The following is a 12393-nucleotide window of genomic DNA, read 5'->3' on the forward strand; positions in this document are numbered from 1 at the left end:
AATACTGGGGAGTTCAGGAATCAAGAGGGGGTACCGATGGACGAACCGGTCGAGATCGGACGCCGGGTGCAGCGTCTGCGTAACCAACGCGGCCTCACACAGCGGCAGCTGGCAGAGCCCTCCTATACGCCCGCGTATGTCTCGACCCTGGAGTCCGGCAAGGTCCGGCCCTCCGAGACCGCGCTTCGCTTCCTCGCGGAACGGCTCGGCACGACGTACGAGGAGCTGACCACCGGACGGCCCGCCCATGTGGCCACCGAGCTGCGGCTGGCTCTCACCGACGCCCAGCAGCAGCTGGCCACCGGCGCAGCCGACGAGGCTGCCGTCAGCTACCGCCGCCTCCTGACCGACGCGGAACACCTCGGCCTCGCTCCCGAGCAGGCCGAGGCGCTGCTCGGGCTGGGCGACTGCGCGCTGGAAACCGGCGAACTGGCCCATGCGGGACGGCACTTCGAGGCGGCGGAGCGGCTCCTGGCCGATGAGCCGCTGCCCCGCCGCGCCCGCGCGATCCGGGGCCGCGCCGTCGCGCACCTGCTGGCCGGGGAGCTGCGCTACGCCTGCTATCTCCTCGAGTCCACCATCGACGAGCTCGGCACGAGCGGCCTCGCCGACCCCGAGGCGCTGGTGCTCCTGTACGCCGCCGTCATCGGCCCGTACATCGACATGGGCGCCCACGCCCGCGCCGCACACGCCGCCGAACTCGCCCTGGCCCTGGCACCGCAGGTCAGCGATCCGGCACTGGTGGCGGGCATGCACCGGCAGGTGGCCCGTACGTTCCTCGCCGAAGGACGCACGGCGGACGCCGACGCCTCGCTCGCCAAGGCGCAGACGATCTACCGCCAGCTGAGACTGCGGACCGACCTCGCTCACTGCCACTGGATGCGCGGTTACGTCCAGGCACAGAACGGCGAACTCGTCCTCGCCGAACAGGAGTTGCGCACGGCCCGGGACATGCTGAACGCCAAGCGCGCCGTGCTCTACACCGCCCAGGTGGAGGTGGAACTCGCCGACGTACTGCGGCGGCTCGGGCGACACGATGAGGCGGCCGGTCTGCTCTCGGCCCTCCTGGAACTCGGGGACCGGCACGGCGCGGTGCACGCGGGCGGCGCGCACCGGCTGCTCGGGCTCATCGCCGAGGAGCGGGGCGAGACCGAGGCCGCCGAGGAGCACTACGTCGTGGCGCTCGCCCTGCTGGAGCGGAGCGGGGCCAGCGGTGACCTCGCCGATCTGTGCCGTCTGCTGGGCGACCTGCTGCGCCGCGCCGGCCGCACCGAGGCCGCTCTGGACGCGTACCGAACGGGGCTGGGGCACCGGGCGGCCCCCGGCACCACGACCCTGGGACCCGCTCCGGCGGCTCCGTCGTTCTAGATCATCTGGTCAACGGCGCCCGCGCAGGGGCTCACCGGCGTCCTGCGCCGTCCCCGCATCGCGCAGGCGTCGGGCCCTCAGCACCAGCTCCAGCTTGAAACGCCGGTCCGGATCGTCCACCTCGTCGCCGAGCAGCGCGCGGATCTGGCGTAATCGGTAGCGCACGGTCTGCGGATGGACGCCGAGCCGCTCCGCCACCTCGGGGGCGCCGCCGCGTGTCTCCAGCCAGGCCAGCAGCGTCTCGACAAGTCGCCGGCTGTGCGCGGGGCCGCACTGGTCGAGCGGTGCCAGGCAGCGCCGGGCCAGATCCTCGATCAGTTCCTCCGGCGGGAGCAGGACCAGCGCCTCGGTGTGTTCCGTGCACTGCAGCACCTGGCCGGCCGGGAGCAGCCCGCGCTCCATCAGGCGTACGGCGGCGAAGGCCCAGTGCAGCGACTTGGCGGCCTCGGCGAGCGGAACCGGCGGCCCCATCGCGCCGGACCAGCCGGTCATCGCGCGCTCCAGGAGTTCGGGCCGCCCGGCCGCGTGCGGCTCGGGGACGACCATGCGCGGCTGCTCGTACTCCATGTCCAGCAGCACGTCCTGGCCCACGGCCGGGGCGACGGACTCCGGGGCGGGCCGCAGCAGTACTCCGACAGCGACCTGTTCGGGCAGCGGCCAGCCGATGCGCTCGGCATGCTCGGCCAGGGCATCGGTGGGATCGGTGCGGTGCTCGCTGAGCAGCAGGCTGATCAGCCGCCGCTGCAGCCGCAGCCGTTCGCCGGCCTGGCGGGCCGCTGCTTCGACGTAGCCGCGTACGGACTGCGCCACGAGCCCGTCGAGATACTCGAAGCCCGACTCCACCAGCTCGTACATGGCCGGTGGCGGAATCTCCACCTGCTGCCCGATCTCGGCGAGGCGACGCCACGCGAGCCGCACGCCGAGCCGGTAGATGGCCTGGAGCGAGTCCAGGCTGCGGCCCTGCAGCACCTCGCCGCGGCCGAACTCCTGAAAGACCTCCAACTGGCGCCCGTGCGGCCGGTGTTCCTCCACCACGAGGTGACCCACGAAATCCTCCAGCGCCTCACGGATGCCGATCAGGGCCATGGGCTCACCCGATTCGTCGACTACGAGCGGCAGGCCGGGGTACTCCTTGCGGATCTCGCCCAGGATGGCCTGGGCGAGCGCGGGCACCTCGGCCATGGCCAGCGAGGCGAATCTGCGTGCCCGCAGGCGGGGGACGTCCCGCCAGGCCGTGCGCACGGGCATGGGTTCCTCCCTCGCGGCTGGTGGACATCCCTAGGGCTGCGGGGACGCTGTCGGCCGGCCCGTCTCGAAGGAGACGAGAGGCACATTGGGCTGCTCGGGCGTGGCGTTCAGGGCGGCGACGATGCCGAAGGCAGCCCCCACGGCGAGGACGGCTGCGGCCATGGTGGTCAGCACGGCGGCGGTCAGTCTGTGCATGGTTCAGCGAGCCTCTCGGTCGGAAGGCACCCCGCCCCGCGGCCGCCGGCTCGGCGACTGCCCAGTCTGTGAGGGGCATTGACACTTCGTCAAGAGGGCGCTTACGGTCCCGGCCCGTACAGACGCGCACCGTCCTGATTTCCCCCACTGTCCGGGAGTGCCCTTATGCGTCGTACCGCTTCGCCGTTGTCGCTGGTCCTGTTGGGCACCGGCGTCTTTCTGCTCATGCTGGCTCCGCTGCTCGCCTGGTACGTCGAGCCGCGCGCCGAACGCACCCCGACCGATGTCGATGTCACCACGGTCTTCACCGGCACCGGCGCCTATTTCGACACCGAGAGCCTCAGCCCCGTACAGGGAAAACCGATCACCATCACCCGGCGCGTGCTGGGCGACGTGGCGGCGAGCGAGCGCAGCGGGCGGGCGGTGTGGGACGTGTCCACGGCGATCGACACCCCGGACACGCTGGCCTTGCGCGATCCGCGCAGGTCCTACCAGTGGACGCTGGAGCGCTGGGTGACCGACCGCCGGACAAACGCTCCGGTGCACTGCTGCGGGGAGACGCCGCAGTATCAGGGCGAGGCCTACCTCAAGTTCCCCTTCGACGTGCAAAAGCGCGGATACCTCTGGTGGGACACCACGCTGGGATCCACGGTACGGCTGGAGTTCAGGGGCACCAAGAAGGTCGCGGGCTACGAGGGTTACCGCTTCACGGGATCCGTGAAGGACACCCGGACGGGCACCCGCCAGGTACCGGGGCGGCTGGTCGGCCTGCCGAAGCAGGGCCAGGTGCATGCCGAGGAGTGGTACGCCAACCACGGCATCGAGCTGGTCGTCGACCGGCGGACCGGCCGCATCATGAACGCGAGGACCGCTCCGCGCAAGACGCTGCGGGCACCCGGCGGCGGCGAGGCGAAGGTGGTCCTGCTGGACAGCGCCGGGCTGGAGTTCACCCCGGGCACCCAGCGCGAGCAGGTGGCGCTGGCGAAGACCGACAGCGGCAGACTGCGGGCGGTGGGGGAACTCGTGCCGATCGGCGCGGGAGCGGCCGGGCTCGTCCTGGCTGCCGTGGGTGCCGTACTCGTCGTTCGCGGCCGGGAACGCCCGAATCCCCAGTAATGCGCACAATGTGATGGAGCGTCAGGTCCACGACGGGCCAAATTTGTCACCAACGTGAGTAGCGGCGTCGAACAGGCGGGCGGACACTACCAACCCACCCCGCCCCGCCGACCGCTCTCGCGCACCCGACATTCCCCACCGTCCCGCACCCCGAGGCGAGTTGGAGCTCGAATGCCCCAGCACGTACCCCCCACGTTGCGCGCGCCACTCCCCCACACTCCGCGGCTGTCCCCGCGGCACGACCCTGCGTCCGGCCCTCCCCCGCATCCCCGCCGGATCGTCTTCCTCGCCCGACGCGACCTCGGCAACCCGGCCGCGGGCGGTTCCGAACTGCTCATCGACCGCATTGCCGACGGGCTCACCGCTCACGGCCACCAGGTCACGCTCCTGTGCGGCGGTCCCGCCGCCTACCGCGACTACCGCGTGGTCTCGGCGGGCGGCGACGCCGGGCACTTCCTGCGGGCCCGCCGCGCCTTCGAACGGCAGGTCGGTGACTGCGACCTGTTCGTCGAGGTGTGCAACGGCATGCCCTACCTCGCCCCGCTGTGGCACAGCGGACCAACGCTCTGCCTGGTCAACCACGTCCACACCGACATCTGGGGCGAGCGCTTCCCCGGCCCTGCCGCCCGGCTGGGCAGAAGGCTCGAACGCTGGGCACTGACCCGTGCTCACAGCGGCAACCTGCTGGTCGCCGTCTCCCCCTCGACCGCCGACGCGCTCCACGGCCTCGGTGTCCCGCGCGAGCGGATCCGGCTCGTCCACAACGGCGTCGAGGAGCCCGGCCCGCTCACCCCGACCTCGGCCGAGCCGCTGTTCCTCGCCGTGGGACGCCTCGTCGAGTACAAACGGATCGAGCTGCTGCTGCGGCTGTGGGAGAGGGTCAGACCGGTCACCGGAGGCCGGCTCGTCATCGTGGGTGACGGGCCGGAACGAGCCAGGCTGGAAGCCCTCGCCGGGCCCGGCGTGACCTTCACCGGCCGGGTCTCGGAGGCGGAGAAACACCGGCTGCTGTGCGCGGCCTGGGTGTTGCTGCACCCCTCGCTCGTCGAGGGCTGGGGGCTCGTGGTGACCGAGGCGGCGGCCCGGTACACCCCTGCCATCGGCTTCGACGTGCCAGGACTCAGAGACTCGATCGAGGACGGCGTCACCGGTGTGCTCGCCCGCGGCGAGAGCTCGTTCGCCGCGGCCTGGTGCACGCTGGCGCTCAGCCCCGAGCGGCGTGAGGCGCTGGGCCGCGCGGCCGGGCAGCGGGCGGCGCAGTTCCGCTGGGGCGCCACGGTCCGGCAGTTCCGGGCGGCGGCCGCGGAGGCCGCTCTGCAGCGGAGGTGATGCGGCCGTGAAGGACCCCTCCATCCACAGGTCCCTGACTCTCTTCCGGGCTTTCATGGGCGAGCAGACCGACCCGGACCGGTGTTACACCCTGCTCGCCCAGGACGCGGCCGACCAACTGGAGCGGCACATGCCGCTGAAGGGCCGGATGGTGGTGGACGTGGGCGGCGGACGCGGCCACTTCACCGAGGAGTTCCGGCGGCGCGGTGCGCACAGCTACCTCTTCGAGCCCGATCTGCGGGAACTGGGCGCCCGGGGCACCGTCCCCGCGGGCTCGGTGGTCGCCGACGGCTATCTGCTGCCCCTCGCCGACGGCGTCGCCGACATCTGCTTCTCCTCCAACGTCCTGGAACACGTCGCCGACCCGCAGACCTTCCTCAGCGAACTGATCCGCGTCACCCGGCCGGGCGGGCTGATCTACGTCTCGTTCACCAACTGGCTCTCCCCCTGGGGCGGTCACGAGTGGGCGCCCTGGCACTACCTGGGCGCGGACCGCGCCCGCGCCCGCTACCTACGGCGGACCGGGCGCCCCGCCAAGCACACCCTGGGCGAGAACCTCTTCGCGATCCACATCGGTCCGACCCTGCGCCAGGTGCGCGCCCGCGAGGACGTCTCGCTCGTCACGGCCCGCTCGCGGTACTGGCCGTTCCTCGCCCAGGCCGTCACCCGCGTCCCGGGCCTGCGCGAGATCGCCACCTGGAACCTCCTCCTCGTCCTTAGGCGCCGAACAGAAACGGCAGCAGCGATGACCAGCCCCCTGCGAGTCACCCGTGGCTGAGACGACGTTGACCCTCCCCCCGGACAGGCCGGGCCGTCCGCGGCCCACTGCTCCGCCGCCCCCGCCTCCCGCCGGCCGGCCGCGCCGCAGATCGTGGCTGCTGGCCTTCTGGGCGGCGGTCCTCGTCGCGTTCCTGTCCGTCTCCCCGGGCAGGATGACCTTCGAGACCAAGCTCGGCGTGGTCGCCGACCCCTGGAAGTTCATCGGCGACCTCGGGGAGCTGTGGCAGAGCCGCGCCGGATTCGGCGGGCTCTCCAACCAGTACGCCGGATACGCCTTCCCGACCCTCCCGTACTACGCGCTCACCGACCTCGCGCACATCCCGGTGTGGCTGGCCGAACGGCTGTGGCTCTCGCTGATCGTGACCACCGCGTTCTGGGGTGCCCTGCGGCTCGCCGAGCGCCTGGAGATCGGCAGCGCAGGGTCCCGGCTGCTCGGCGCCGTCTGCTACGCGCTGTGGCCGACCTTCACGATCGTCGTCGGCTCCACCTCGGCGGCCGCGCTCCCTGGGGCGCTGCTTCCGTGGGTGCTGCTGCCGCTCACCGGCACCCGGACAACACCGCGGGTGGCCGCGGCCAGGTCCGCGCTGCTGATCCCCTTCATGGGCGGGGTCAACGCGGCGTCGACGCTCGCCTCGCTGCTGCCGGTTGGGCTCTATCTGCTCAGCCGCCCTGCGGGTCCGCGCAAGCGGGCGCTGATCGCCTGGTGGATGCCCGGCGTCGTGCTCGCCACCGCCTGGTGGGTCGTCCCCCTGCTGCTTCTCGGCGTCTACGGCGAGGACTTCATGCCGTACGTCGAGCAGGCCGACACCACCACCGGGACGATGTCCGCGACCGAACTGCTGCGCGGAGCCGGCAACTGGGTCGCCTACCTCCACTTCGGCGAAGCCTGGCTGCCCGCCGGCTGGACGGTGGCGACCGCGACGGTCACCATCCTCGGCACGGCGTTCGCGGCCGCGCTCGGGCTCGCGGGTCTGGCCCGGCGCGATCTGCCCGAGCGCCGCTGGCTGCTGCTCACCGTGCTGGCCGTCGCGCTGATCGCCCTGACCGGATACGCCGGGTCCTTCGGCGCCCCCTTCCACGGGGCGGTCAGGGACTGGCTGAACGGGCCGCTCAAGCCCTTCCGCAGCGTCTACAAGTTCCAGCCGGGGCTCGCCCTCGCGCTCGCCTTCGGGCTGATGCACCTGGTGGCGACGGCGGGCGAGAGCCGCGGGGCCCGGCCCTTCCCCGCGCGTCGCCATGCGCCGTTGATCGCCGCGCTACTGGTCCTGCCCGGTCTGGCCTGGCCGTATGTGAACGGGACGATCCTGCAGCCCGGCGCCTTCAAGAAACTGCCCAGCCAGTGGACGAAGGCCGCCGACTGGCTGGAGAAGAACTCCCCCGACAGCCGTGCCCTCGTCGTTCCCGCCACCGCCCACGGCCTCTACACCTGGGGCTCTCCCATCGACGAGCCCCTCGACGTACTGGCCGACTCCCCCTGGGCGCAGCGCGACTTCGTGCCCGTCGGCACGCCCGGCTCACGGCGTGCGATGGACGCGGTGGAACAGGCACTCATGAGTGGCGGCGAAGTGCCGGGCCTGCGCGACTACTTGTCACGCGCCGACCTCTACTTCGTCGTCGTACGCAACGACCTCGACCCGGACCAGCTCGGATACGTCCCGCCGATCACCGTGAAGCGCACCCTGGAAGCCTCCGGCTATCGGCGGGTCACCGGTTTCGACCCGTTGCTCACCGGCGGCCGCATCCCCAGCGACACACCGGTTCAGGTCCAGGGCATCTTCCCGCGTATGCAGGCCGTCGAGATCTACGAGCCGACCGGCAATACCCGGCGGCCCGGACAGGTCGGTCTGCAGGCGGTCGCCGACACCGCGGTGGTCAGCGGCGGCCCCGAAGCGCTGCTGCAACTGTCCGCCGATCCAAGCCTGCGGGGCAGGCCCACCGTGCTCACCGGCGACAACCACCCGGGGCTCGGCACGCCCGCGGCGCAATACGTCGCGGACGGGCTGCGCCGCGCGGACACCCGCTTCGGACTGGTCAACAGCAACACCTCGTACACGTACACCGCGGACGAACGGAACCCCACCGGGAGCCTGCAGGATCCGGGCGAACGGCCGCGGCAGATCCTGCCGAACAGGGGCACCGGGCACCAGACGACGGCCGTCCTGCGCGGCGCCGCCTCGGTGACCGCATCCAGCAGCGGCAACTGGCTGTTCCATCTGCCGCAGTACGACCCGGTGAACGCCTTCGACGGCAACCCGGAGACGGCGTGGGCCGAGGGCAGTGCCGGAAACGCCGTGGGCCAGTGGCTCCGTATCGGCTTCTCCTCGCCCACCGACGTCCCCGCATCGCTTCAGCTCACTCCCCTGCCGGGCGACGGAATGCGGGCCGCCCCCACACTCGTACGGGTCGAGACCGACCAGGGCTCCGAGGACAGCCCGCTGGCGCCGAACGGCACCCCTCAGCCGGTCAAGGCGCCTGCGGGGCAGGCCAATTGGCTGAGGATCACGGTCCTGGCGGCCCAGTCCCCCAAGGCCGGACTGGGCGGCGCGGGCTTCAGCGAGGTCGCGGTCCCCGGCGTCCAGGTGACCCGGCTGCTCCGGCTCCCCACCGACGCGGGCGACACCGAGGCGGGCGCCGAGGTGTTCTCGCTGCATCGCGGCAGCGACCCGGGCGGCCTCTCGCCGGTCTCGGCCGAGGAGGGACTGCACCGCCGGTTCGGCGTCGGCCGGGGCGGAGACTTCGCTATCACGGCCAAGGCGCTGCCGGTGCCCGGCGAGGCGCTGGACCGGCTCATCACGGCCGCCGATCCGCGGCAGGGGCGACGGATCACGGCGACCGCGGACTCGACCAGCCGGCTCGACAACGGCCTCAGCCCGCGCAATCTCGTCGACGAGGATCTGACCAGCGCATGGATCGCGGGCGACAGGCCGGTCATCCATCTGCGCTGGCCCGGCCGGAAGACCATCGACGAGATCGTCCTCGCGGCGGCGGGCGGCCTGTCCACCCGGCCCGAGCAGATACTGATCAGCACGCCGAACGGCGGTGTGACGGCCGCGGTCGACGAGAACGGCCTGGCCCGCTTCGAGCCGATCACCACGGACCGGCTCGACATCACCGTCAGCCGGGCGGCACCGCTCACCGTCCACAACCCCGTTGCCGACAGCCGGATGCAGTTGCCGGTCGGCCTCAGCGAGGTCTACGTACCGGCACTCGCCGACCTGCGCACACCGCCGCCCGCCGCGGAGCTGAGGTTCTCCGTGCCGTGCGGCCAGGGTCCGCCCGTCGCCGTCGACGGCACGCTGCACGCGACGAGCGCGTCGGGAACGGTGCGCGATCTGACCGAGCGCCGGCCCGTCGATGTGAAGCTCTGCCGGACCGAGCAGGGCGCCCTTCCGCTGGGCCGCGGGCTGCACCAGGTGGAGGCGGGCGACCAAGGTCCCCTCGCCCTCACCGACATCACCCTGACCCGCGGCGAAATGCGGCAACCCGCCGTGGGCGACCAGCGGGAGGCGTCCGCGGTCGACTGGCGCGGCGACCGGCGGTCCGTGACCGTCGGCGCGGGCGAGGCCGCGTACCTCCAGATGTACGAGAACGCCAACGACGGCTGGAAAGCCACCCTGAACGGCAAGTCACTGATCCCTCTGCGCATCGACGGCTGGCAGCAGGCCTGGCTGATTCCCGCGGGCGCGGGCGGCACGGTCGAGCTCGAGTACGAGCCCGTGCTGCTCTACGACATCGGGATGATCGGCGGCGCGGTGGCGGTTGCGTTGCTGGCGGCTCTCGCATTCGTACGCCGCCGGAGCACCACCCCGGCCGCCGCGGCGATGACCCCGCCGGAACCCGGGTGGGTGCTGGGCTGTGTCGCGCTGACCCTTGTGGTCGCGGTCGTGGCGGGTCCCTTCGCGCTGATCGTCCCCGCGCTGGCGGTGGTTGCCCGTCTGCGGCATTCCCTGCTGGTGCCGATCGCCCTGGTGGCGATGGCGGGCGCCGGGATCGCGGCCGCGACGGAGGCGGGCGATCCGGTCTCGGCCGGGCGGGGCGCGTTCGGTCCGGCGGCCCAGCTCCTGGCGCTCATCGCGCTGTGCGCGGCCGTGGTCACCGTGGACCGGCGCACGCGCGGCAGCACATCGGGCGCGGTGGATCCGGACCCGCCGCCCCTGCCGCAGCGCGTGCGGTCGGCGAACGGCCCTGCCTGGCACCCCGATCCGGGCCCGACGCCCCGCCCGCATCCCGGCCCCGCGCCCCGCCCCGATCCGCCCGGCAGCGCACCGATCGACCCGAGGGAGGCCCCGCCGCGATGACCGCTCTGCAACCCGCGCGGCCGGGGCCACCACCGGCCGAGCCCGCGCCGGGCCGGATTCCGTTTCCGGTCGTCGACGAGATCTCCCGGCACTGTGTGCGCGAGGACGAGCCCGAGACCGTACACATCGAGGTGCACCTGCCCCGCAAGCCGGATCCGGAGCGGCTTCGTGCCGCGTTCGGCGAGGCTTTGCGCAGGCACCCGCGGATTCTGGTCCGCGAGGCACCCCGCCCCTGGTACCGGCGGCGCTACGAATGGGAGCTGACGGGCACCCCGGACGTGGATCCGACTCGCTTCCCGGAGCCGGGGCACGGCGCGCTGGAGCGGGCCAGGGCCAGAGCGCTGGCCGAGGCTCCGCCGCTGTCCATTTCCCCGCCCGTCCGGCTGGAGGTGGTCAGGCAGTCGCCGGCGGGCGGGTCGTGTGTGCTGCTGCTGACGCTCAACCACACCGCCCTGGACGGGCCGGCCTGTCTGCGCGTGCTGGCCACCGCCGCCGAGTTGTACGGCGGCGCCACCTCCCCCGTGCGCAGTACCGTCGGCGCGCCCGATCGGCCGGGGCCGCCGCCCCCCGCCCGCACCGGCGGCGGCGCCGCACGGCCCGCCCGTGTCGCACCGGCGACCGACGCCCGGGGACGCGGCAACGGCTTGCTGCTGGCCGATCTGCCGGTGCCGCGCCGGCCGGCCGGGGCCGGCTACACCGTCAACGATCAACTCCTCGTCGCCACCTGCCTGATGATCGCGCGCTGGAACCGGCTGCACGATGTCCCGCCGCGTCCGATGCGTATCACCATGCCCATCGACGAACGGCCCCGCGGCGCGGAGATGCCCATCGGAAACGGCACGCGTCTCGTCGAGGTCGGATTCGCGGCGCGGGAGTACGCGAGCGAGCCCGGCCCCGACGCTCTTGCCGCGCTGCTGCACCGCACCGCGGAACGCACCCGCGCCCTCAAGGCGGCGCCCCGCCCTCAACTCGGCCATGCCGCCGCCCTCCTCACCGCACCCGCCGTGCCCGTCGGGATGCGGGCCGCCCTGACCCGTGGCCTTCGGCGGGCTGCCGCACCGTGGACCTCGACGACGCTGCTCAGCAACATCGGGCGCGTCCCGTATCCGCTGGACTTCGCGGAGGCGGGCCGGGCCGAGGCCGTCTGGTTCTCGGCTCCCGCCTCGATGCCGCGCGGGCTCACCGTGACCACCGCCAGCACGGCCGGACGGCTGCATCTGGCACTGCGCTGGTCGCGTGCGCTCCTCGACGACGCGGCGGGCAGGCGGCTGTGCGACTTCTTCACGGAGTATCTGGCGGCCATGACGGCCCTGCCGGCCGATTCAGGAGGTGACGGGCCGTGACGGGAACTCTCCCGGCGGGACTGCGCGAGTTCTACGAGAACCCGGCCGTCCCCGTCGCCTCCGGGGACGAGCGCAGCCGCCGGCAGGCGGTGATGCTGGCCCGGGTGCTGCCCGCCGAGCCCTGCGTCGTCGTGGACGTCGGCTGCGGTGACGGCTCCGCGGCCGCCACCGCGGGTCCGCTGCTCGGCGATCACCGGATCGTCGGTGTCGACTGGTCCCAGGACGCGCTGCGTCGGGCCGCCACCCGGATGAACGATGTCGTGCGGGGTGAACTGACCGCGGGCGGGCTGCCGTTGGGCGACGCGATCGCCGACGCCGTGCTCTTCAGCGAGGTCATCGAGCATCTGGTGGATCCCGACAGTGCCCTGGACGAGCTGCGCCGCATCCTCAAACCGGGTGGCCATCTGATGCTCTCCACCCCGAACCTGGCCGCCTGGTACAACCGGGTGCTGCTGGCCCTCGGGGTGCAGCCCGTGTTCTCCGAGGTCAGCCTGCGCGGCATCCACGGCCGCCCGGGTTCCCAAGTGGTGGGCCATCTCCGGTTGTTCACGGCCCGTGCGCTGCGGGAATTCCTGAGCGCCGCGGGCTTCGAGGTGGTCACCCTGGCCGGCGCGCCCTTCCACGGTGTGCCGCGCCCCCTGCGCCCGGTGGACCGCGCCGCCTGCGCCGCACCGTCTTTGGCCTCCATCCTCCTGGTGCACGCCAGGCGGGTGTAG

The 12393-nt window shown here is 72.8% G+C and carries 9 protein-coding genes; 7 read left to right on the forward strand and 2 right to left on the reverse strand.

Annotation, left to right across the window (positions count from 1 at the left end):
* The first annotated feature begins 36 nt into the window (after positions 1–36).
* The gene (locus OG905_RS05295; RefSeq protein ID WP_328666432.1) at positions 37–1368 is read left to right on the forward strand and encodes a helix-turn-helix domain-containing protein; all 1332 of its coding nucleotides are present in this window, start codon (positions 37–39) and stop codon (positions 1366–1368) included.
* A 9-nt stretch (positions 1369–1377) separates the two neighbouring features.
* Here OG905_RS05295 and OG905_RS05300 read toward each other — a convergent pair whose 3' ends face one another.
* Together OG905_RS05300 and OG905_RS05305 are read right to left on the reverse strand one after the other, a co-directional pair.
* Positions 1378–2616, reverse strand: coding sequence for a PucR family transcriptional regulator (locus tag OG905_RS05300; RefSeq protein ID WP_328666433.1), 1239 nt, complete (start codon positions 2614–2616; stop codon positions 1378–1380).
* A 30-nt stretch (positions 2617–2646) separates the two neighbouring features.
* A complete protein-coding gene (locus tag OG905_RS05305) occupies positions 2647–2811 on the reverse strand; it encodes a hypothetical protein (RefSeq protein ID WP_328666434.1) in 165 nt (54 codons plus the stop codon).
* A 165-nt stretch (positions 2812–2976) separates the two neighbouring features.
* On the opposite strand from OG905_RS05305, the gene OG905_RS05310 reads away from it, so the two are divergent.
* The 6 genes from OG905_RS05310 (at position 2977) to OG905_RS05335 (ending at position 12393) form a co-directional block, all read left to right on the forward strand.
* Positions 2977–3927 (forward strand): DUF3068 domain-containing protein, encoded by a 951-nt coding sequence (locus tag OG905_RS05310; protein WP_328666435.1) that lies wholly within the window; start codon positions 2977–2979, stop codon positions 3925–3927.
* Positions 3928–4098: 171 nt separating this feature from the next.
* The gene (locus OG905_RS05315) at positions 4099–5256 is read left to right on the forward strand and encodes a glycosyltransferase family 4 protein (protein ID WP_328666436.1); all 1158 of its coding nucleotides are present in this window, start codon (positions 4099–4101) and stop codon (positions 5254–5256) included.
* A gap of 7 nt (positions 5257–5263) precedes the next feature.
* Positions 5264–6034, forward strand: coding sequence for a class I SAM-dependent methyltransferase (locus OG905_RS05320; protein ID WP_328666437.1), 771 nt, complete (start codon positions 5264–5266; stop codon positions 6032–6034).
* On the forward strand, positions 6027–10334 hold the full coding sequence (locus tag OG905_RS05325) for an alpha-(1->3)-arabinofuranosyltransferase domain-containing protein (RefSeq protein ID WP_443043896.1): 4308 nt from the start codon (positions 6027–6029) through the stop codon (positions 10332–10334). Before OG905_RS05320 ends, OG905_RS05325 begins: the two co-directional genes overlap by 8 nt.
* Entirely contained in the window at positions 10331–11677 is a 1347-nt protein-coding gene (locus OG905_RS05330; protein ID WP_328666438.1) for a condensation protein, read from the forward strand. The genes OG905_RS05325 and OG905_RS05330 overlap by 4 nt, the downstream gene beginning before the upstream one ends.
* Positions 11674–12393 carry a class I SAM-dependent methyltransferase gene (locus OG905_RS05335; RefSeq protein ID WP_328666439.1) on the forward strand — a complete coding sequence of 240 codons (720 nt, stop codon included), beginning with the start codon at positions 11674–11676 and terminating at the stop codon, positions 12391–12393. Before OG905_RS05330 ends, OG905_RS05335 begins: the two co-directional genes overlap by 4 nt.

The organism is Streptomyces sp. NBC_00322 (assembly GCF_036147535.1).
Taxonomy (GTDB): Bacteria; Actinomycetota; Actinomycetes; order Streptomycetales; family Streptomycetaceae; genus Streptomyces.

Bases quoted from the DNA above. Each gene is read 5' to 3' on its own strand.
- OG905_RS05295 (WP_328666432.1), top strand. From the start codon at position 37: ATGGACGAACCGGTCGAGATCGGACGCCGGGTGCAGCGTCTGCGTAAC.
- OG905_RS05300 (WP_328666433.1), bottom strand. From the start codon at position 2,616: ATGCCCGTGCGCACGGCCTGGCGGGACGTCCCCCGCCTGCGGGCACGC.
- OG905_RS05305 (WP_328666434.1), bottom strand. From the start codon at position 2,811: ATGCACAGACTGACCGCCGCCGTGCTGACCACCATGGCCGCAGCCGTC.
- OG905_RS05310 (WP_328666435.1), top strand. From the start codon at position 2,977: ATGCGTCGTACCGCTTCGCCGTTGTCGCTGGTCCTGTTGGGCACCGGC.
- OG905_RS05315 (WP_328666436.1), top strand. From the start codon at position 4,099: ATGCCCCAGCACGTACCCCCCACGTTGCGCGCGCCACTCCCCCACACT.
- OG905_RS05330 (WP_328666438.1), top strand. From the start codon at position 10,331: ATGACCGCTCTGCAACCCGCGCGGCCGGGGCCACCACCGGCCGAGCCC.